The organism is Kiloniella spongiae (genome assembly GCF_001026905.1).
Taxonomy (GTDB): Bacteria; Pseudomonadota; Alphaproteobacteria; order Kiloniellales; family Kiloniellaceae; genus Kiloniella; species Kiloniella spongiae.
The window spans coordinates 656,668-678,245 of the sequence record NZ_LAQL01000002.1; the positions used below are offsets into that span (position 1 = coordinate 656,668).

Annotated in this window: 20 protein-coding genes; 9 read left to right on the forward strand and 11 right to left on the reverse strand. The window is 45.5% G+C overall.

What is annotated here, in order from left to right; translation table 11 throughout:
- The first annotated feature begins 7 nt into the window (after positions 1 to 7).
- The 3 genes from rpoN to ptsN all read left to right on the forward strand — a co-directional run bounded on the left by rpoN (position 8) and on the right by ptsN (position 2,808).
- Positions 8 to 1,537, forward strand: coding sequence for an RNA polymerase factor sigma-54 (rpoN, locus tag WH96_RS03085; RefSeq protein WP_047762610.1), 1,530 nt, complete (start codon positions 8 to 10; stop codon positions 1,535 to 1,537).
- A gap of 207 nt (positions 1,538 to 1,744) precedes the next feature.
- Positions 1,745 to 2,314, forward strand: coding sequence for a ribosome hibernation-promoting factor, HPF/YfiA family (hpf, locus tag WH96_RS03090; RefSeq protein WP_047762611.1), 570 nt, complete (start codon positions 1,745 to 1,747; stop codon positions 2,312 to 2,314).
- A 29-nt stretch (positions 2,315 to 2,343) separates the two neighbouring features.
- A complete protein-coding gene (gene ptsN / locus WH96_RS03095) occupies positions 2,344 to 2,808 on the forward strand; it encodes a PTS IIA-like nitrogen regulatory protein PtsN (protein WP_047762612.1) in 465 nt (154 codons plus the stop codon).
- Positions 2,809 to 2,883: 75 nt separating this feature from the next.
- On the opposite strand, the gene WH96_RS03100 is transcribed toward ptsN, so the two are convergent.
- Positions 2,884 to 3,102: a DUF1150 family protein gene (locus WH96_RS03100; protein WP_047762613.1), complete on the reverse strand. Its 219-nt coding sequence runs from the start codon at positions 3,100 to 3,102 to the stop codon at positions 2,884 to 2,886.
- 128 nt (positions 3,103 to 3,230) lie between these two features.
- Positions 3,231 to 3,683 carry an Hsp20 family protein gene (locus WH96_RS03105; protein WP_053005612.1) on the reverse strand — a complete coding sequence of 151 codons (453 nt, stop codon included), beginning with the start codon at positions 3,681 to 3,683 and terminating at the stop codon, positions 3,231 to 3,233.
- Positions 3,684 to 3,980: 297 nt separating this feature from the next.
- Here WH96_RS03105 and WH96_RS21850 point away from each other — a divergent pair, with 297 nt between their 5' ends.
- A complete protein-coding gene (locus WH96_RS21850; RefSeq protein ID WP_156176675.1) occupies positions 3,981 to 4,157 on the forward strand; it encodes a hypothetical protein in 177 nt (58 codons plus the stop codon).
- A 10-nt stretch (positions 4,158 to 4,167) separates the two neighbouring features.
- On the opposite strand, the gene WH96_RS21040 is transcribed toward WH96_RS21850, so the two are convergent.
- Complete coding sequence (locus WH96_RS21040; RefSeq protein ID WP_053005613.1) at positions 4,168 to 5,379, reverse strand: sensor histidine kinase; 1,212 nt, start codon at positions 5,377 to 5,379, stop codon at positions 4,168 to 4,170.
- 379 nt (positions 5,380 to 5,758) lie between these two features.
- Here WH96_RS21040 and WH96_RS03115 point away from each other — a divergent pair, with 379 nt between their 5' ends.
- Positions 5,759 to 6,619 (forward strand): MBL fold metallo-hydrolase, encoded by an 861-nt coding sequence (locus tag WH96_RS03115; protein ID WP_047762615.1) that lies wholly within the window; start codon positions 5,759 to 5,761, stop codon positions 6,617 to 6,619.
- Between the two features lie 116 nt (positions 6,620 to 6,735).
- On the opposite strand, the gene pyk is transcribed toward WH96_RS03115, so the two are convergent.
- The 3 genes from pyk to WH96_RS03130 form a co-directional block, all read right to left on the reverse strand.
- Positions 6,736 to 8,178, reverse strand: a complete 1,443-nt coding sequence (gene pyk / locus WH96_RS03120; RefSeq protein WP_047762616.1) for a pyruvate kinase — start codon at positions 8,176 to 8,178, stop codon at positions 6,736 to 6,738.
- A 297-nt stretch (positions 8,179 to 8,475) separates the two neighbouring features.
- The gene (gap, locus tag WH96_RS03125) at positions 8,476 to 9,483 is read right to left on the reverse strand and encodes a type I glyceraldehyde-3-phosphate dehydrogenase (RefSeq protein ID WP_047762617.1); all 1,008 of its coding nucleotides are present in this window, start codon (positions 9,481 to 9,483) and stop codon (positions 8,476 to 8,478) included.
- 297 nt (positions 9,484 to 9,780) lie between these two features.
- The gene (locus tag WH96_RS03130; protein ID WP_082130291.1) at positions 9,781 to 10,545 is read right to left on the reverse strand and encodes a DeoR/GlpR family DNA-binding transcription regulator; all 765 of its coding nucleotides are present in this window, start codon (positions 10,543 to 10,545) and stop codon (positions 9,781 to 9,783) included.
- Between the two features lie 169 nt (positions 10,546 to 10,714).
- Here WH96_RS03130 and glpK point away from each other — a divergent pair, with 169 nt between their 5' ends.
- A complete protein-coding gene (glpK, locus tag WH96_RS03135) occupies positions 10,715 to 12,205 on the forward strand; it encodes a glycerol kinase GlpK (RefSeq protein ID WP_047762619.1) in 1,491 nt (496 codons plus the stop codon).
- 153 nt (positions 12,206 to 12,358) lie between these two features.
- On the opposite strand, the gene WH96_RS03140 is transcribed toward glpK, so the two are convergent.
- From WH96_RS03140 to WH96_RS03155, 4 genes are all read right to left on the reverse strand, one after another.
- A complete protein-coding gene (locus WH96_RS03140; RefSeq protein ID WP_082130292.1) occupies positions 12,359 to 14,551 on the reverse strand; it encodes an RNA degradosome polyphosphate kinase in 2,193 nt (730 codons plus the stop codon).
- Positions 14,552 to 14,730: 179 nt separating this feature from the next.
- Entirely contained in the window at positions 14,731 to 15,072 is a 342-nt protein-coding gene (locus WH96_RS03145; RefSeq protein WP_053005615.1) for a YdbL family protein, read from the reverse strand.
- 25 nt (positions 15,073 to 15,097) lie between these two features.
- Positions 15,098 to 15,328 (reverse strand): YnbE family lipoprotein, encoded by a 231-nt coding sequence (locus tag WH96_RS03150; RefSeq protein WP_047762620.1) that lies wholly within the window; start codon positions 15,326 to 15,328, stop codon positions 15,098 to 15,100.
- 102 nt (positions 15,329 to 15,430) lie between these two features.
- Positions 15,431 to 18,397, reverse strand: coding sequence for an intermembrane phospholipid transport protein YdbH family protein (locus WH96_RS03155; RefSeq protein ID WP_047762621.1), 2,967 nt, complete (start codon positions 18,395 to 18,397; stop codon positions 15,431 to 15,433).
- Positions 18,398 to 18,618: 221 nt separating this feature from the next.
- Between WH96_RS03155 and WH96_RS03160 the strand changes: the two genes are divergently transcribed.
- From WH96_RS03160 to WH96_RS03165, 3 genes are all read left to right on the forward strand, one after another.
- Positions 18,619 to 19,575, forward strand: a complete 957-nt coding sequence (locus WH96_RS03160; protein ID WP_047762622.1) for a PDR/VanB family oxidoreductase — start codon at positions 18,619 to 18,621, stop codon at positions 19,573 to 19,575.
- A gap of 141 nt (positions 19,576 to 19,716) precedes the next feature.
- Positions 19,717 to 19,881 (forward strand): DUF3012 domain-containing protein, encoded by a 165-nt coding sequence (locus WH96_RS21705; RefSeq protein WP_082130294.1) that lies wholly within the window; start codon positions 19,717 to 19,719, stop codon positions 19,879 to 19,881.
- Positions 19,882 to 19,908: 27 nt separating this feature from the next.
- Positions 19,909 to 20,868 carry an alpha/beta hydrolase gene (locus WH96_RS03165; RefSeq protein WP_047762623.1) on the forward strand — a complete coding sequence of 320 codons (960 nt, stop codon included), beginning with the start codon at positions 19,909 to 19,911 and terminating at the stop codon, positions 20,866 to 20,868.
- A gap of 47 nt (positions 20,869 to 20,915) precedes the next feature.
- Here the strand turns inward: WH96_RS03165 and WH96_RS03170 are convergent, their stop codons facing one another.
- A complete protein-coding gene (locus WH96_RS03170) occupies positions 20,916 to 21,578 on the reverse strand; it encodes an O-methyltransferase (RefSeq protein WP_047762624.1) in 663 nt (220 codons plus the stop codon).

Sequence of the window (21,578 nt, forward strand, 5' to 3'; positions counted from 1 at the left end):
TATACCTATGGCAATTTCGCAAAGACTAGAGCTGAGGCAGAGTCAAAGCCTCGTCATGACACCGCAATTGCAACAGGCAATCAAACTGCTGCAACTGTCAAACATAGAGCTCGCAGAATACGTCCAACAAGAGGTCGAACAAAATCCTCTTCTGGATCGGGATGATGGCACCCAAAACGCAACGCTTGTCGACACAGATTCCACTGACCTCCATTCCGCCGCCGCCGCCCCTTCAGAAAACGAAAATCAGCAACCAGACTCGTTAGAACTATCAAACGCCGAAACTCTGCCTGACAATAACCAGGCACCGCTGGATAATGATTTTGATAATTACTACGATAGCAGTCCAGACAATCAGTGGAATGATCAGGACACGGCATTTTCGAGCTGGGGCGCAGGTGGAAACACACGCTTTGACGATGCAGAGTATTCACTGGAAAACAGGTTGCGTGATACCGTAACTCTCCGCGACCATCTTCGCGAACAGTTACAAATGGAAGTTGACGAGCCAACCGAGCGGCTGATTGGCGTTCACCTCATCGACCACGTTGATGAAGCTGGCTACATGAAAGCCTCACTTGATGAAATTTCAGATCAGCTGGGATGTCCGTTAGATTTGGTTGAATCTGTACTTCAAACACTCCAGTCATTTGACCCTGTCGGCATCTGTGCACGCGACCTCGGCGAATGCCTGGCCATCCAACTTGCGGAACAGAACCGCTTAGACCCGGCAATACAGGCTTTACTGGATAATCTTGAACTTCTCGCAAAGCGTGACCTGAAAGGCTTAAAGCAGGTTTGTGGAGTCGATGAAGAAGACATAACAGATATGATTGCGGAAATTCGCGCGTTGAACCCGCGCCCCGCAGCGACCTTTGACACCAGCGACGTCGAGACCGTTATCCCCGAGGTCATTATTAAATCAGATAACGCTGGCGGGTGGCGCATAGAACTCAACAATGACGCTCTGCCCAAAGTTCTGATTAATAATAAATATCATGGAACTGTTTCTGACCTGGCCCGAACAAAAGAAGATAAATCCTATATATCCGAGCAGCTACAATCTGCAAACTGGCTAATCAAAGCGCTCCATCAACGGGCGACGACGGTTCTTAAGGTCGCGACAGAGATTGTACGCCAGCAAGATGGCTTTTTACAAAAAGGCGTACAAGCCCTTAAACCACTAACACTCAAGGACATTGCCGAAGTTATTGAAATGCATGAATCAACGGTCAGCCGCGTTACATCTAACAAATATATGGTCACACCGCGCGGCACCTTTGAAATGAAGTACTTCTTCACGTCCTCCATTAGTGGAGGAGATGGTGATGCTCATTCATCTGAAGCCGTACGAGACCGTATCAAAAACCTTATTGATCAGGAAGATGCAAAGAAGATTCTGTCCGATGATGCTTTGGTTACCAAACTTAAAGCAGAAGGAATCGATATCGCGCGACGTACTGTCGCAAAATATCGCGAAGCCTTGGGAATCCCTTCTTCAGTGCAAAGAAGACGTGAAAAAAAGCTCTCTTTTTGATTTTTTTCGCGTAACAAAATCGACTTATTCCAAAAGACTATGTATACTACCCATGTCGTGTATCACTACGGGAGGAAAACATGGTTCAACCTACTATCCTTGACTCCGATAAACGACGTCACTATGGTGCCGCCCCAGATAGCGGGGCTTGACTGGCACATATGGCCATTACGCTAACCCCCTTAACAATTCAGAGAATTTGTTCACATGCAGCTTTCCGTTAAAGGCAAGCAGCTCGACGTTGGCGACGCGCTGCGCACTCATATAGAAAATAACCTTTCCGCTACTTTGGATAAGTATTTTGGTGACGCCATTGATGTAAATGTCACTATGTCCAAAAACGCCTACCTTTACCGAGCAACTGTGGTTGCACATGTAGGTAAAAATATTCGCCTGGAAGCAAATGGCGAGGCAGGAGAACCTTATCCTGCGTTTGATCTAGCAGCTGAACGTTTATCCAAACGTCTCCGCCGTCATAAACGCAAACTTCGTGACGATCATGCTGAAGGCGGCAAAGAAGCCACTCATGCCCAGCATTACATTCTGTCGGGCGAAGAAGAAAAGGATGATCACCAGGAGGAAGTCGAAGACAGCCCCTTGATCGTCGCAGAGATGGCAACCGAAATCCCGACCTTAACAGCCGGATTGGCTGTGATGCGTATGGATTTGGAAGACCTTCCAGCCATGATGTTCCGCAACAGCAAACACGGTGGTCTGAACATGATATACCGTCGTGCTGATGGAAATATCGGGTGGGTTGACCCATCAAAGAGCTAAGACGCGAATAACTAAAGACTATACATGTAATGGAACTAACCGACCTTATCGGCCCAGATGCCGTTGCTGCTGACATGAAAGTCAACAGCAAGAAGCAATTTCTTCAGGAAATGGCAAAACGTGCATCTGAGATCACCGGAACAGAAGAACGACATATTTTCGAAGTTCTCATCGAAAGAGAAAAACTCGGCACAACAGGTATCGGTCAAGGCATTGCCATTCCACATGGCAAGCTACCGAACTTGGATAGGCTCTACGGCTTCTTCGTTAAACTGGAGCGTCCGATCGACTTTGATTCGATAGACGAACAGCCCGTAGACCTTATCTGCCTTCTTCTGGCTCCTGAAACTGCTGGCGCTGATCACCTCAAAGCTCTTGCACGCGTATCCCGCTTCCTTCGGAATGCGTCGACCTGTGAAAAGCTACGAGGAACAGAAAGCAATGACGGCATATACGCATTATTAAGCGCAACAGCCACAAGTCATGCAGCCTGAAAGGGATAAAAGTTCTAATTCACAAATAAAAAAGGCTCCGAAATTCGGAGCCTTTTTTTACCACTATCTCAGATGTCAGTGCACACTTAGCGGCTCGAGATCTTGTTGTCGTACAGCAGCAAAGGCAACATCCCTGTCACTGACAACTGTTATCTCAGTTCCGTCTGCTGCGAAAATACCAAAGCAAGCATCACCATCTACATCCACAGGCTTCACATAGGCTACGATTTCCAAGCCCAATGCAGTCATGTCCTGATCTGTCATCAATTCTGATATTACCTGCTTAATCATCATCACTCTTTTCCAGCTTCAACAGCGACAGTCCATTCAAGAGAACTGTAAAATTCATTGTTAGTATAGTTCCCTATTCTTAAGGAACCATCAATCAGTAATATTTCTTACAATCTTATTATTTTTTGGCATCAACTCTGTTTATCTTCAATCACAGTCGTTGAGGGCTTTTCGTTGCTTGTTTGAATTTCAATACTACGAATAGCTATATTCTGCAGCGGTTGTTCGAGGTCAACATGCAAAAGCCCGTTTTCAAGCTTTGCATCCAAAACTTCGATCCCTTCAGCAAGAACAAATGCGCGCCGGAACTGTCTGGCAGCGATCCCGCGATGAAGATATTCTTTATCATCATCTGATTTCGCCTTTCCTTTAATGACAAGTTGGTTATTTTCGATCTGAACCTGCATGTCTTCTTGGGAAAAGCCTGCAACAGCAAGCGTTATACGTATCTTGTTTTCGCTTACTTTTTCAACATTATATGGGGGATAACCATCTGATGCTGTTTTAGAAATCATATCGACAGCTTGTTCAAATTGCTCAAACCCAAGCATAAGAGGACTATTAAATAAAGACAATCTCGACAATTATACCTCCTCGAAAGAGCAAGGCTCATTCTTAATGCGGCCCCATAAGGCAGCCAGTAGATTCAACCACATGGCCCACATCATGCAGCACCATAGTGATACATATTTGGGGGCTGCCCTCTCATAGGTCAAGGCCAACACACAAAATCCAAATGCTTTATAACCAAAGCACGTTACAAAAGCACCCACAGATTTGCATTCACAGCCAATTAACTACCCAAGATTTAATTTCTTTCCAAATTACTGTAAATTGTGTATAGCTATACATGCTCAACACCACATCTTGTGGAAAACTCTGTGGATAACATGATGAAAAGCTCGTTGTCAGTTGCCTCAAGTCCTTATTTAGCAAAACCTTTACGTTCAATCGCTCAAGCTAAAGCTGAGCAGAATGAAAAAAGAAGACTAGAAGAAGCAAAACGCCACAAAAGACACAATAAAATGTCTCGTACGCAAGATACCAAAAAGCATTAAAGCCGCAACGTTATTGCGCCACGACCAAATCAGGAGGGAACCTGAGCGTTATCGCAGTTCCTAATCCAGGCTCACTCGTAATAGAAAAATCCCCGCCAAGGGCTTCAATCGACCGCTTGGAAACAGGCAAACCAAGTCCTGTTCCACGAACATGAGTGTGTGTCTGAGCGTCTAAAACCTGCCCATAGGGGGACAAGGCCAAGGCAAGTTCCTCTGATGACATACCAATGCCATTGTCACGGATCACCATCAAAACAGCACCATTTTCGGTATCGCACTGCCCTTCGACACTGACACGCCCTCCTCTACGGGTAAACTTAACTGCATTCGAGACTAGGTTAGTCAAAACCTGCTTAAAACGTCGTTCATCGGTTTTTAAATCAGGAAACTCATCAGGAATATTTGCCGAAAGCTCAATCCCGGATTCTTCTGCAAGCAAAGCCATCAAACGCAATGTTTCATTCACCGCATCACGCGCAGAAACTTCTGTTATCTCAAGGTTCTCTTCACTTGATTCTGTTTTAGCAAGATCGAGCACATCATTCACAATACCCAATAAATGCCTACTCGCATTATGAATATCATCAGCATAGCCAAGATACTTTTCGTGCCCAAGCGAACCAAATCGTTCCTGCTTCATGATCTCAGAAAAACCAAGAATTGCATTCAACGGAGTGCGCAATTCGTGGCTCATATCTGCAATAATATTATTATTCTCTTTGGTCTCTTCCGGGAGTTCAGGGTTTTGCTGTAAAATTTTTCGCTCAGCCTGCTTCAACAGTACAAGGGCAAGATCAGCTTTTTGTGTCTTTTTCGCTAACTCGGCCTCAAGCCTTGATCTATCTTTTGAAATACTCAACAACGTTCGACATGTCAGCCCAAGGCGATCAATGTCCCGAGGGAAGAGAATAATGTCATCAAATAGAGAAAGAACCTCTTGCCCAAAAGCACCCTGCTCACTATCAGCGACACAAATAAACGGACACCGCTGCGCCCAAGACAAAGATTTAAATTGATTAAGTTTCTGCGTTAAATCTTGATTTAACATGCCCGCAGAAAACAAAAGGAGATCTGGTTTGTTTTTTGCTTCGAGATCAAATGTTTCAGACACCACAATCTGAGAGAAGCCAGCATCGTTAAGCGCAATGCTAACATCTTTGCAAAAGGCTTCGTCATCACCAATGATGACAATTCGCGACTGTGTAGTATCTTGATGTAACAACAAGGTCTTCCTGAACCATAAAAATAACTCACTATCCGAATCCACCGGGCAGAAAGTCTGATTAACCTAGAAAAGCTACAATAGGTGCTGAGAGTTATAAAACCATTAAAAATAAGTACTTTTTTATAAATATACTGCTTTGCTGTTCACGCTAGAATAGCAAATACCTCTAACAACTGTCTATGACACGAGTTTTGTTTGAGATTATTTGAAAAATCTTCAAAGCCTTTTTATTTACAACATTTACCCTTGGCTCTGGTCTCTGACTTTAATTTTTAGCTAGAGTTTTCATTCATCAGACAAACGTACTACTAACAAAAACAAAACTCACTATATTATAAGAAAAGTATTATCATACTTTATCAAAACGGAGATGAGCATGCAGGTAAGAATTGAGGCTTTCTTTCATAACGCAAGCAATACGATTTCCTATCTTGTTTGGGATATCAAGACCAAAAAATGTGCTGTGATAGACTCTGCACTTGATTTTGATGTCAGCTCAGGAAGAACATCAACACAAAGCGCCCAGAAAATTATTGATTTCATTAAAGCACAGAAACTTAGTTGCCAATGGGTCCTCGAAACCCATGTACATGCCGATCATTTAAGTGCCGCCCCATTTATTAAAGCGCACGTTGGCGGGAAAACGGCTGTAGGTAGCCATATCCCAGAAATTCAAAAAACATTTAAAACCATTTATAATGCTGAATCAAACTTCAACACTGAAGGTCAGCAGTTCGACCATCTGTTCAAAGAAAACGAAGAATTCTTACTTGGCAACACAGTTTGTAAAGTTCTCCACACTCCAGGACATACACCTGCCTGTGTTACCTATCTGATTGATGGAAATGCCTTTGTCGGCGACACCCTCTTCATGCCTGATTTTGGCACTGCACGCACAGACTTTCCTGGGGGAGATGCTGGGCAACTCTACGATTCGATCAAAACAATTTTGTCATTGGACGACGACACAAAGCTTTACACCTGTCACGATTATGCCCCAAACGGCCGTCAAATTGCCTGGGAGAGTACCGTTAAAGAACAACGGAATAACAATCTGCATGCGCACAAAGGTATCACCAGAGAAGAGTTTATAAAGATGCGAACAGAACGAGACAAACAACTAACTATGCCCGCACTTTTAATCCCTTCGATCCAAGTCAACATGCGCGCAGGTGACTTGCCCCCAAAAGAAGATGACGGCGACAGATACCTAAAAATCCCCCTAAACAAACTTTAAAGCGCATGAGCAATGTCGGGCGGATCAAGCCTTATACCGGAAAACTCCCAATACAAAACTCCCAATAAAAAAGCAGCCCGACGGCTGCTTTTTTATTATCTGTGATAGGCCCCATATCACGCAACGGGATCTGGCTTTTCATGCTGGCCAACCGTTGCTATGCGAAGATTATTTGTCGCCCCAGGCGTACCAAAAGGAACGCCCGCAGTTACGACAACTTTGTCACCGTTTTCACAGAAACCTTCCCGGCGGGCAATACGCGTTGATTTCCCAACCATCTCACCAAAACTACTGACATCACGTGTATTAACGGAATGGACTCCCCAAACCAAGGCCATCTTTCTTGCCACACGTAAATCAGGGGTTAACCCCAGCAACGGTGTATTAGGACGACCACGAGCCGCCCGAAAAGCTGTGCTACCCGTTGTCGTAAAGGTGACAATCGCCTTAGCATCAACTAAATCAGCAACATGGCGAGCTGCATCACTAATCGCATCCGCCTCTGTTGGATTAGGCAGCACTTCATCTGCATGTACCAGCTTGAGATAAAGTGGATCCTGTTCGATGGTTTCGATAATGCGGTTCATCATCGTCACAGCCTCAAAAGGGTACGCACCGCTGGCTGATTCAGCAGATAGCATCACAGCATCTGCACCATCATAAACAGCTGTCGCAACATCAGATGCTTCTGCTCTCGTCGGGGTTGGCGCGGAAACCATTGTTTCCAGCATCTGCGTCGCCACGATCACAGGTTTCCCATGTTCCCGGCAAGTTCCTATAATACGTTTTTGTAGAACAGGCACGTTCTCCGGCGGTAATTCAACACCAAGATCTCCGCGCGCAACCATAACGGCATCGGTCAGTTCAACAATAGCTTCAAGTTGTTCGATTGCAGATGGCTTTTCCAACTTGGCCATAACGCCAGCACGCCCGTTAACAAGCTTACGCGCTTCCATGACGTCTTCTGGGCGCTGAACAAAGGATAACGCGCACCAGTCACAACCCAGCTCAAGACCAAACTCCATATCAAGCAAGTCTTTTTCAGTAAGAGCTGACAGAGGCAAAACAACGCCCGGGACATTCACCCCTTTGTTGTTCGACAGCACACCACCGACAACAACTTCTGTTGTAGCTTCTGTGCCACTTAGCCCTGTGACACGCAACCTGATCCGACCGTCATCAAGCAAGAGATCAGTACCAACTTCCAGCGCATCAAAGATTTCTTTGTGTGGCAAAGTTGCCCGGTTTGCATCCCCAAGTTCATCTTTCATATCGAGCTTGAAGGTCGAACCATTCGTTAACTCGGCTGAATCATTAACGAAACGACCCACACGCAGTTTTGGCCCTTGTAGATCCATCAAAACAGCAATCGGACGATCAGATTCTTTTTCGACCTCACGGATCAAGTCGTACCGTTCTTTGTGATCCGCATGGGTTCCATGGCTGAAATTGAGACGGAAAGTATCAACACCCGCTTCGAACAGCGCCGTAATAGTCTCCTTATCCGAACTGGCCGGGCCAAGTGTCGCTACAATCTTACAAAGACGCTTACGTTTCATTTCAGGAACCTTTTCATTATGTTTATTTCAGGATTATATCCTGTTTTATCTGTCTTATCAGTTTTCTGTTACAAAAGCTTGGCTCAACGACGACAGTTTTGTCTCGATCAACGAAACTCTTGGATTGTATTCCATATCCAAACTCAGAGCCAGAATACAGAAATCGGCACGTAAATTCGTGCCGATTTTTTTGACTTTTATGTTTCTCTTCAAAACACTGCTTTTATTGTCATCAGTAAAGATCGGGACAAAAAAAGATCAGGAGAGAGCCCTCTACTCTCTCCTGATCAAGTAGACCTAGAGGCTAAGCCCCAGGGCGACAGCAGTGTCAACCATACGGTTGGAGAACCCCCACTCGTTGTCATACCAGCTCAAGACACGAACCAAACGATCACCAACAAGTTGGGTTTGCGTCAGATCAAAGGTCGAGCTGGCAGGAGAGTGGTTAAAATCTATTGAAACCAAAGGCTCATCATTTGTGTCCAAGACACCTTTGAGAGCACCTTCGGAAGCAGCTACCATTGCTGCATTAATTTCTTCGGTTGTTGTCTTTCTGCCTGCCGTGAAGACAAGATCAATCATGGATACATTTGCTGTCGGGACACGAACAGCTGTTCCATCCAGTTTGCCATCAAGTTCCGGCAGAACAAGGCCAACGGCACGGGCTGCCCCCGTAGATGTTGGGATCATGGAAAGAGCAGCCGCTCTGGCACGGCGCAGGTCAGAGTGCATTGTATCAACTGTGTTCTGATCCCCCGTATAGGCGTGAACAGTCGTCACAAAACCTTCTTCCAAGCCAACCAACTGGTTAAGAACATGGGCAACGGGTGCCAGACAGTTTGTGGTACAGGACGCGTTGGAAACAATGGTGTGCTCCGGCGCAATCTTGTCGTGGTTCACACCGTAAACAACAGTTAGGTCAGCGTTTTTACCCGGCGCAGAAATCAATACTTTCTTTGCGCCAGCTTCCAGATGAAGCGAGGCTTTTTCGCGATCGGTGAAAAGTCCGGTACATTCCAGAGCAACATCAACCCCCAACTCGCCCCAGGGCAAATCAGCGGGGTTGCGTTCTGACAGCGCCGCAATCCGTTTGCCTTCAATGATCAAAGCCTTGTCGTCAGCTTTGATATCTTTGCGAAGTGTGCCATGAACTGAATCATACTTGAGAAGATGGGCATTGGCCTGGGCAGACGCCAAATCGTTGATTGCAACAACTTCGATATCGTCACGGCCGGATTCAATAATGGCCCTCAACACAAGTCGGCCTATACGACCAAAACCATTAATTGCTACGCGAACCGCCATAATCTGCTCCTCAGGGACTTAAATTTGTAATTCTTAATAATAAAATGTTCATTTTTGAACATAAACGCAAGTTATATTTTTCTAAAGTGAATATTTTATGACACTGAATTTCGATTTACGCAGCTAGAGCTTGAACGCCCACAGAATAAAACATTAACAATAAGCATTATATATCAAATGTTTATCTAAATATATTTATAATGTAAGCGCTGATTCCATGAACCAGAAAAGAACAACCACCACACATTTATGCGTGATTGTGAAAGTTCAGTTACAAAAATCCGAGAGAATCCGGGCTCAACAAAGAATTTCGAGATCCAGAGATTTAATAATAGAAGACAAAGGCTCAGTCGGCATGCTGTCGGTAACCAATGTATCGACCTGAGAAAGATGCCCCAAACGAACCAAAGCATTTCGTCCGTATTTACTGCTATCAGCAACAAGTAGTGTGTGCCGCGCGTTTTCTATAATCGTTTGCGAAACCCGGACACCACCATAGTCATAATCCAAAAGACTACCGTCTTCATCAATACCACCAACAGCGATCACGCCATAATCCGCGCGGAACTGACGAAAGAAATCGATTGTCGCCTCACCGATAATGCTCCGATCAACATTACGAACAACGCCGCCCGCAACAATAATTTCAAAACTTGGATTTGGACTCATAATATGGGCGACACTCAAACTGTTTGTAATAACCCGCAGGCCTGTGTGCCCCATCAAGGCTTGAGCAACACTTTCGTTTGTCGTTCCCATATTGATAAACAACGACGCATTGTTCGGAATTTCCCGCGCTACAAGCTGGGCAATGCCTTCTTTTTCCTGCGCATTGATACCTTGGCGTTGCGTATAGTCGAGATTGAGAACAGAAGAGCTAAAACTTGCCCCACCATGAAAGCGGTTGAGCAATTTGGCATCGCAAAGCTCGTTTATATCGCGCCGAATTGTTTGTGTTGTTACAGAAAAATCCTGTGCCATAGAATCAATAGATACGAAACCATTATTCTTTGCCAACTCAAGAATCTGCCTTTGACGACGGCTAAGATTTTCCAGATTCATCTGCATTCCCCACTAACCAAATTCGCGCTTCTTACCAGCACCCGGTACCATCAGCCGACCCCTTTTAATCAATTTATACCAAAAAAGAAGCCGATGTTCACTTTACTTTCATAAACGAACATACGAAAGTAAAGATCAAATTCCAAGGGGAGTCAAAAGGGAAGCCGGAATGAGCGAAAATCAACACATTCTTTCAATTGACCAGGGCACAACAAGTAGCCGGGCAATTATCTTTGATGTCAAAGGCAACAACCTTGCAACGTCACAACGAGAGTTTCCTCAACTATTCCCTAACGATGGATGGGTCGAGCACGATCCCGAAGCCATCTGGTCTTCAACGCTTGAAGTTTCTCGTGAAGCCCTGAAAGCAGCACAGGCCAAAGGCGCAAACGTCGTCACCATCGGCATTACCAATCAACGGGAAACAACCGTTATCTGGGACAGATCTACGGGAACGCCGATTTATAACGCGATTGTCTGGCAGGATCGACGCACAGCAGAACTATGTTCAAAACTGAAAGAGCAAAATCACGAAGAAAAAGTAACTAACAAGACAGGCCTGTTACTGGATCCCTATTTTTCGGCAACAAAAATCGCCTGGATATTGGATAATGTTGATGGCGCCCGTGAAAAAGCAGATCGTGGCGAACTCGCCTTTGGCACCATAGATAGTTTCCTGCTTTGGCGCCTGACAGATGGCAAAGTACATGCAACAGACGTCACCAATGCCTCCAGAACCATGCTCTATAATATCCATGATCTCAAATGGGATAATGACCTTCTGGAACTATTTAATATTCCAGCATCGCTTTTACCCGACGTAAAAGACTCTGCCGCTGATTTTGGTACAACTAGCTCCGATATATTTGGAACGCCCATCCCCGTTCAGGGCATTGCGGGCGATCAACAGGCCGCAAGCTTTGGACAAACCTGTTATGACGCAGGGGACATCAAAAGTACCTATGGCACAGGATGCTTTGTTCTACTCAATACAGGCGAGAAACCGCTAGCATCAAAAAACCGATTACTTACCACCATCGGCTATCGGATTAATGGCAAGACATCTTACGCTCTTGAAGGTGCAATTTTCATGTCCGGTGCCGCAGTTCAGTGGTTGCGCGACGGCCTTAAAATAATCAAATCGGCCTCAGAGACCGAAGCTATGGCCAAAAGCCTTCCAGATAACAAAGGCGTATACCTTGTTCCCGCCTTTACCGGTCTCGGTGCCCCTTACTGGGATCCTCATGCCCGCGGCTCAATCTACGGCCTGACAAGAGACAGCGGCCCTGAAGAGATCGTTCGTGCAACACTGGAAGCAGTTTGTTACCAGACCAGAGACCTTTTTGAAGCGATGGCTGACGATGGCATCGTCCCAAAAGCACTAAAGGTTGATGGCGGAATGGTCGCTAATAACTGGGTTATGCAATTCCTCTCCGATACGCTAGACCTTGAAGTGGACCGCCCAGCCGTCACAGAGACCACCGCACTGGGAGCAGCCTATCTGGCAGGCCTTCAGCACGGGATCTATAAATCCCTCGACGATATTAAAGAAAACTGGAAGCTGGATCGAAGCTTTACGCCAGAAATGGATGACGCAACCAGAAAACAGAATCTTGCGGGTTGGGATCTCGCAATCAAGAAAACCCAATGTCAGCCGTAAACATACAATTTCAGTACGAACTCACGGCTATCTCTGCTTGAATCTGTTATTTACGAGACCACAAAAAAGCCGGAACTTATGCGTCCGGCTTTTTTGTTAGTGTTTCTACAATTCAAATCTAACGTGCGTAAAATACAGACAGCTTTACGGGCATTATTTCTTACGGCGCTTTTTGCCCATACTCTTTTTGAGGGCTTTGCCACGCCCTGATAAACTTGGGTTCGTCATAAAAAAATTATGGGCACTAAAACCGATACCAATCGGTTCGACCCGCTTAAAGGTCGTATCTTCTTGCATAGTCCAGCTCTGTGCTTCGTCCTGCAAGTTGGCAAACATCACCTGATCCAGCACCTGTCGCTTTACCGTATCGTTTTCGATCGGCACCATCACCTCGACCCGACGATCCAGATTTCGGGGCATTAAATCGGCTGAGGATATGTAAACCTTGGCATCTGGCGATGGCAAATCCTGTCCATTACCAAAACAAAAAATGCGGCTATGCTCCAAAAAGCGTCCAACAACACTGCGGACCTGTATATTTTCCGACAAGCCAACTATGCCCGCTTTCAGGCAACAGATTCCACGGGCCACAATTTCAATCTGCACCCCGGCATTGCTGGCCTCATAAAGCGCATCAATAATATCTGCATCAACAAGACTGTTGACCTTAATCCAGATCGCGGCTGGCCTTCCCCCATTGGCATGTTTGATTTCCGATTGAATCTCTTTTTTAATCCGCTGACGCAAAGTATTTGGTGCATATTCCAGCTTTTCCATCTCCTTTGGTGCTGCCGACCCCGTCGTAAAGTTAAACAGACAGGCCGCATCCCGCGCCAGTTTCTCATCACAGGTAAAGAAGCTGAGATCAGTATATATTTTGGCATTGATCGGATGGTAATTACCTGTACCAAAATGAACATAGGTTTTCATTCCATCACCATCCCGTCGCACCACCATCGACAGCTTGGAATGCGTTTTCAGATCAACAAAGCCATAGACGACCTGAACGCCAGCACGCTCGAGGTTCCTTGCCCAGCGAATATTGGCAGCCTCGTCAAATCGTGCCTTTAACTCAACCAGCGCCGTCACCGACTTTCCTGCTTCTGCAGCATCAATTAACGCCCGAACGATCGGAGACTGATTTGATGTCCGGTAAAGCGTCTGCTTGATGGCAACAACCTTTGGATCACGAGCAGCCTGTTTCACAAACTGGACGACAACATCAAAGCTCTCGTAGGGATGATGAACAATAAAATCCTTAGCCCGGATAGCAGCGAAACAATCCCCGCCAAAATCTTTGATTCGTTCCGGAAAGCGAGGCGTATAGCTTTCAAATAGTAACTCGTGCCGTGAAGAAACTATCATCTGGGACACATCTGAAATACCCAGCATGCCAGCCAAGACAAAAACATCGTTCTCATTGACCAGATGGTGTTTTGTGACAAACGCGCGCAAACTGCCTGGCATTGACGCATCAAGTTGAAGTCTGATGACAGAGCCCCGACGCCGACGACGCAGCATGGTTTCAAACGTTCGAACCAGATCTTCCGCTTCTTCATCGACCTCTACATCTGAGTCTCTTAAGATACGGAAAAGGCCATCCCCCAAGAGTTCAAACCCCGGAAATAAAGTATCCATAAACATACGAATAACATTCTCCAGAGCGATAAAGCGGTCCTGACTACCAGGTAATTTAACAAAGCGTTTGATATTATGGGGAATAGGAACAAGACCATTGATCTGGCGATTATCCTGATTTCGAGAAAGCTCCAGCGCCAGAACCAACCCTCTATTCGGAATAAAAGGGAACGGATGGGCAGGGTCAACCGCCAAAGGTGTCAAAGCCGGGAAAACCTGTGTCTGAAACCATGATGTCAGCCACTTTTTTTCATCTGGATTAAGTTCATCCGGATTTAAAAGAAAAACGCTTTTGGTTCGTAGCTTGGCAAACACGTCTTGCAGAGCAATTTGCTGTTGCTGCATCAAACGCCCTGCCTGAATTGAAATTTCCTGAAGCTGCTCTGCCGGTGTCAAACCATCCTGACTGAGCTTCGTCACGCCGGCGGCAACCTGTCCCATCAACCCCGCGACACGAACCATATAGAATTCATCAAGGTTACTCGCAGAAATCGACGCAAAGCGCAAACGCTCCAACAGAGGGTGTTGGGGGTTACTGGCCTCTTCCAATACTCTGAAATTAAACGCTAGCCAGGATAATTCGCGATTAATAAAGCGTTTTGATGATTTCGTAGCCAGCCAATCACAATCAGGATGATCCACTTTCTTTTCAGGCTTTTCATAATTTTCGAGCTTCTCATCCGGAAGCTCAACAGCCAGATCATCCATCGTAAATTCCTAACCTCTTACACAATCAGATTGATTGCATTAACAAGATCAGGTTTCATTTTCATGTCAGATTAACCAAAGGAATCTGACAATCAACACGTAAAGAAAAAGCCCCGCTGAATAGCGGGGCTTTTTAACTGAGCTTTATACCTTAGATTAGCTTTCTTATAAGGTTGCTTTTATTTTTGAACCCAAGAGTCATCTTCGGCCTGGAACCAGGTTCCGCTTGGGGCTTTGCTCATAATCTGTTTGGCGTAAACCATGCCAACCTGCTTGACACTCACACCTTCTTTGTTCGCACGTACTTGATAGATTTGTGTCCGTTTTGCATTTGTTGCAGACACAAAGTCAGATACAGAACCATCCCGCGCAACCGCCATACCATCATAACGCTCACCAACTGCACCAGAACTGCGCAAACCGTCCAGATCAGCAGCCCAGGCTGTTGGAATGACAGATGCAGATGCAAATGCAAAAGCCACAAACAGAACTCTCAACATCTTCATGCTTTTAAAAACCATTGTTTCAGTTTCCTCCACCGACAATCTAGAAGAGATCTGGGTTGTTATTAATGTCATCTTTCGCCTGATCTTCCAGACGGACACGTACTTCAGCGTCCAACTTGATATTAAGGTTGATCGTAATCGGCTCTTTCGGCGCTTCAACCCTAACCGTTGGCGTACAAGCCTGAAGTCCCATCACAACCGCGGCAACAAGAACAAGCTGCTTGTTTATATTTTCATTCAGAAGGCCACCCAAGGCGTTATCCTCTGCCATTAATCATTAAATCCCCAGAAGAATAGTCATCGAAATAAGGCAAGGGAAAGGCATTTTTGCGCCTCCTTATGATTTAAATACCATTTCAGACATTGTTATTGCTCATTGATTCAACAGTCCGGAAACCAATCCCCTTGAAAGCTTTTGCCCCTGCAAGAGAACCTCAAGCAAAGGCTCTACCTTCGTTTCGAGATTAATGTTCAATCGGAAAGGATGCCCATCGAGAACATCTTTATTCGCACCGCTAATACCCAAACTTACCTGAGCCGCAGAATTGATTGGTTTATCAATATCCAGCGTGAGTTCCGTATATTCAAAATTGTGTAAAGCCTTTACTAGGAGTTCAACCTGTTCGCCGCCCACCGCCAAGGCATCCGCTATCAGTTGCGAACGAATTTGTAAGACCCCAGGTCCTTCTGTCGACAAAGCACCTTTTTCAATAATAATCTGATCGCCTTCAAACTTAATTGGAATCTCACCTGTTAATTGCCCCGTTCCACTCAAATCTTCGCGTCCAATCAAGGCAAAGAGCTCTTTTAAATCCAATTTCTTAATTTGCAAAAGTACCGATTTTTGATCCGCAAGAATCGGAATTTTTTGAGGATCGAAGCCAAGATTACCACCAGCTATCATCAATACGGCAGTCCGTAGATCAACAATAAAATCATCTGCTTCGGGCACAACACCAAACACCAATTCAATATCAGAGATTGGTATCCCGGCATCAAAAGACGCAATTTCAAGTTTCTGTCCCGGTGGCAAAACAGGCTCTGCTATGCCTTGAAAGAAAAACCGTCCCACCAAACCTTTAAAAGGAAGCTCGTTAATCTCTGCATCGGATAGATCCACATTCAAATACCCGTGCCCGTCAGGGATACCCTTATCTAGCTTTATCTCGACGCGTCCGGAAACCGTGCCATCAAGAACTTTCAGGTCAGACAGGTGCGGGGTAAATATCTTTGGCTGGATGCCGTTTTCGCTAAACAAAATCGGTGGGATAACTGCCTCAATATCTCCGTTAAGAGAGATTAAATTCATATCCCCTTCAAGGTTTAATAATTTCGTTCCTTCAAAGAGTTTTATCTCAGCAGATAAAGCCGTCTTTTCCGGAAGACCTGATGTCTCGCTCTTAAAAGTAAATGTGGGCAATCCAAGTTCGGGATCTTCCTGTTTGATGTTTGCTTCCGATCGGCTATCAAGAATAAATGCCTTAACATCAAAGTCATTCGCAGGTTGGAAAAAAGGCGTGGAGATATCATTACGAATAGAGCTGATCTTTAACTTTTGATCAGGCAGCTCGATTTCGGATATTGTTGTCCCGATATGCCACTTGCCTCCCTCGCGTCCCCGAAGGCTACTCAGAAAATTAGAAACAATGATGTCTTTGTTTTCTTTGATCAGATTGAACTTCACGGCTTTAACACTGAAGTCAGCGGAAACACCCCTGAGCTCGACAGCATTTTCTGCTGTATCCGGCAGAAGTTGAAGTTCACTCTCGAGATTCTTAAAAGAGAAGACCTCTTTAGCTTGAGTTCGAATAACGCCCGGGACTTCGAACTTTGCAAGCTCGACTTGCCCCCCATCACCTTTGAGGATCAACCTATCTTTATCTAAGGAGAAGCTTCCTTGTGCGGTGCCTTCTGAAACCTTTATCAGGTAGTCAGCATGTTGTTTTGACTGAGTATTATCAACATTCTCTGTTTTCACCGTCCACTCACCGTGCCACCCCTCAGAGGTGTCTTTTGATACGGCGGCTGTTAATGACCCGTCAGATATTTTATGCCCGACAAGCTCTAATGCTTTTCCTCTGAGATCAAGAGTTCCATTTTCGAGTTGTATTTGGTCATATCCTTGACTGATACTTCCCGTTGCCTTCATCAGAGACGTTATCTCAATAGGTGTTTCCCCGCGGAGTTTAACACCAATCTTACCTGCGACAGGCTGCTCATCATTCAAGAGAAAAGTAATCGCAGTTTCGGCAGGATTGATTTGCCCCGATAAGGACGGGCCAAACATTTGTTTTATGACAGGAGGAATAATTTCATCGGCGGTCCAATTCGTTAAATTAAACTGTCCAACTTCATTAAGGCCAATTTTGGTCTCGGGACCTTTTTGCATAAACGTTAAGGGTATCTGCCCATCAAAACGGGTCCCTGAAACCAGTTGACCTTCAACCCCAATATTTGCAATCAAATTCACTGTCGCCTGTCCAAAATGAAGCATCAGGGGATTAATTGCCTCACGCCACTTTGACGGCTGGACCTCCCCCACATCAATCTGCCCGACACCATCCAGATTAACCTTCATCCCGGTATGTTCGATATCAGCTGGCAAAAAGGCCTTTGGAATATTACCAATTATATCCCCGAAAACATTCCAGTTCAGGCCAGGATCATCCAGAAAAAAAGATGCTGCACCCTCGCCGGAAAGGCCAGCTTTCTGCCATTTGATATCCCAGTCAATTTGCAGATCAGAACTTGAAAAAATTGCGCCGAGATAAAATTCTTCTGGTTCATAGTCAGCTAAGCGCCCCCCTTCGAAGCTGATCCATCCCTGCACATCATCTTCCGAGTGTCCTTTCACTTCAACAGCAAAGGGCAACTGTGCTGCCCCCAGATCCGTCATGATTTGAAGGCTACTGTTATTGATTTTAAGTGCTGGTCTAAAGGGGAGTACCGGTAGGGATGATTGTGTCTCTGTTTGTCCGTCAGATCCAAACAGACTGCCCAAAGATCCTAATACAGGTCCTTGTCCAGTGACATCAAGCGACAAGAGCAGGCGATCCAAACCAATCGCCAGCTCACCACCTTGCCACAAATCCATCAGATCGTAGGATAAAACAAGACGATCAAGGGTAACCTCGCTCTCAATCCCGACAACCACATTCTGAATAATCACTTCACGGTGGGATACTTCCGAAACTTCGGCTGAAAAGCCGGGTAATGCCAAATTGTCTGCAACCTGATCCAACAGATACTGAGCAAGTGGGAGACGATAATAGATTGCGGAACCAATGATCAAAAGCATCACTGCCCCAAACCACAAGAGCCTGCGCCCCCACTTTCTCATGCTATTTTTTTCTGCAATCATAGCTGCAGATTAACACAGGAGACGCGGGAGGAAAGTGTCTATTCATTTGAAACACAAGAATAAGAAAGTGGAAATTGAACAGAGAAACAAACACTTACTCGAGAACACTTTGTGGTAAACCCATGTCGCATATTGTACTTTGTTCCGTAAAGACACACCTATAAAAGCAAATAGATAATATTTCAGGAGCACGTGAGGCCATGGCACAGAGGATCAAGGTTCTTATTAATGCAATCAAGGATCAAGCCCTCAATATCAAGACCTATGAACTCGTCAGCCCTGATGGCGAGCCACTCCCTCCCTTTACTCCCGGTGCACATATTGATTTTTTCCTGCCCGATGGCCTGATCAGGCAATATTCCTTGTCGAACTCTGCACAGGAACGAAACCGATACGTCGTTGGCATTCAAAAGGAAGAGCACGGTCGGGGGGGATCGCGTCTCATTCACGATCAATTTAAAGTCGGCGATGCAGTTGAAATATCTGCCCCCCGAAATAATTTTACCCTCGATGAAACAGCTCAACGTTACAAACTGATCGCGGGTGGAATTGGCATAACCCCAATCATGTCTATGGCGCGCCGCTTGAAAGCTATCGACAAACCTTTTCAACTGCATTACGCCTGTCGCAATGAACAACGCGCCGCTTTTTTAGAAGAACTCAAGTCTTCAGAACTATCAAAGCATGTTGTGTTTTCGTATGATGACGTTCACGGCCCCTTGAACACATTGGTCCTGTTCGGACGCCCTGAACCAGATGTGAAAATATACTGCTGCGGCCCAACCGGCCTGATGGATGCGGTTAAATTTGCGACCAGTTCATGGGCAGAGGGAAGCGTCAGGTTTGAACATTTTTCTGCAAGCGAAGATAGCGGCCCACGAGACGATGATGGTAGCTTTGAAATCATTATCCAAAGCACAGGACGTGTATTAAAAGTCCCCGCTGATAAAAGCATCTTGAGCGTTCTGGAAGAAAACGGATTTTTTATAGATCATGCCTGTTGCGAAGGTATCTGCGGCACTTGTGAAACAGGCATGATCCACGGCGAAGCAGATCATCGTGATATGATACTGACCGAGGCAGAAAAAAAGGAAAACCAACAGATCATGGTTTGTTGTTCCAGAGCAAAAACACCAACGTTAACACTGGATCTCTAATAGATCTTTGCCAATACGTTGCTGTAACAAAACAATGTTTTCTCCTTACGTAAAATCACGAGGTAGCGTCAAACGGTTTTCTGACTTATCATGCTTGCAATTTAATCCTTTACCCATTCATGATCTATTCCGGGGGAATTTATGACCTATTTAAAACTTGTTCTTGCTGCTCTTTTCATTACCGGCCTTAGTGCCTGCTCACCAGAAGTTGGCAGCACAGAATGGTGTGATGCATTGAAAGAAAAGCCAAAAGGTGATTGGTCTGCGAATGAAGCCACTGATTTCGCAAAGCACTGTATTCTGTAAAACACACTACTTTACAAAGGTATGCCTATGGGTGAGGAGTTGGATAAAGAACTTCAAGAGTTCGTCTCTGTATCAGAAAGTTTTTCCATACCAGGAACAACCGAATTGAATGATATCAGAGCCGGTTACAATCTGATGTGTCAGCATTACAATACCCCTCACCCCGAGGACCTTAAGGTTCTCGAAGGCGCCGTCGAAGGCCCGGAAGGTGATATTCCTATCCGGGTTTATCGCCCTACTGATACGATTGGGGAGCCATATCCAACTCTCTTATATTTTCATGGCGGTGGTTGGGTTCTTGGCGATCTGGATAGTCACGATTCTATTACGGCTGATCTTGCCAGTCAGGCAAAGATACAGGTAATAGCAGTTGATTACCGTTTGGCCCCAGAACATGTGTATCCAGCAGCTCTCGATGATTGCTGGGCCGTTTATCAGGCCATTACAGAAAACCCGGACATCTTCGGGGCCGATAGTGATCGCCTAATCATCGGAGGAGATTCAGCTGGCGCTTCGCTGGCGGCAAGTGTTGCTCTTATTGCACGGGACATAAACCTGCTTGGTTTTACCCCCCCATCACTCAGAGGACAGTTACTAATCTATCCTGCTCTGACAAGTGAAGATCTTCCTTCACGGACCACACAGGCACAGGCACCTTTGTTCAGCACGCCCGATTTGGATACCTTCATCGACTATTATCTCGGCCATAAAGCTACCGAAGGAAACAAGCAAGACTTTAAAGTTTTCCCGGCGCAAGCTGACGATTTCTCAAAACTTCCAGCAACTTTTATCAGTGCGGCAGAGCTTGACCCCTTAGCTGATGACGGACCGGATTACGCCGACAAACTGAAAGCCAAAGGCGTTCAAGTAAAATCCATTGTTGAGCCGGGTCTGATGCATGGCTGGCTGCGCGCACGTAACAGTAGCCCAAGAGCAGCAGAGGCCTTTGCCCGAATAGTACAGGCCCTCAGAGATCTATCCGCTTAAGATGTACTTTAGTAAGATTTATGGAGATGATCTGATATTTTTTAGCACTAAATGTCTTTTTTACGAACCAGCGTCATGCCGTCTGAAAAGGGAAGTGTCACCATTTCGACCCGTTCGTCTTTGACAACGATTTCATTCAATCGACGAATAGCGTCTGTAATCGGTTCTGTCACAGTTACCTTGGCGACGTTTCCATACCAAAGAACATTATCAATCACGAGCAAGCCGTCAGGCTTCAGGATTTTGAGGCAAGCTTCGTAGTATTCTGGATATCTCTCTTTATCCGCATCAAGGAAAATCAGATCAAACTCAAGTCCTTTGTCTTCCAATCTGGCAACTTCTGCCAAGGCATCACACAGGCGGAGTTCTATTTTGTCCTCAACGCCAGCTTCAAGCCAAAAAGCTTCGGCAATGTCTGTGAACTTCTTTTGATTATCCAGTCCAAGCAAAACACCATCATCAGGTAACGCCCTGGCCATACACAAACTGCTGTAGCCCGTGAAAACACCAATTTCCAAAACCGATCGTGCCTTGAGCAACTTCACCAAAAAGAACAGGAACTGTCCCTGTTCCGGGCACACCTGCATATGGCCGAATCTCATCTGCAGTGTTTCTGCTCTCAGTCGGGCCAAGAGCGAATCTTCACGCCCACCAAAACTGATTAAATACTCCTGCAACTCATCGGTAATAGAAACATGACGAGAATTCAT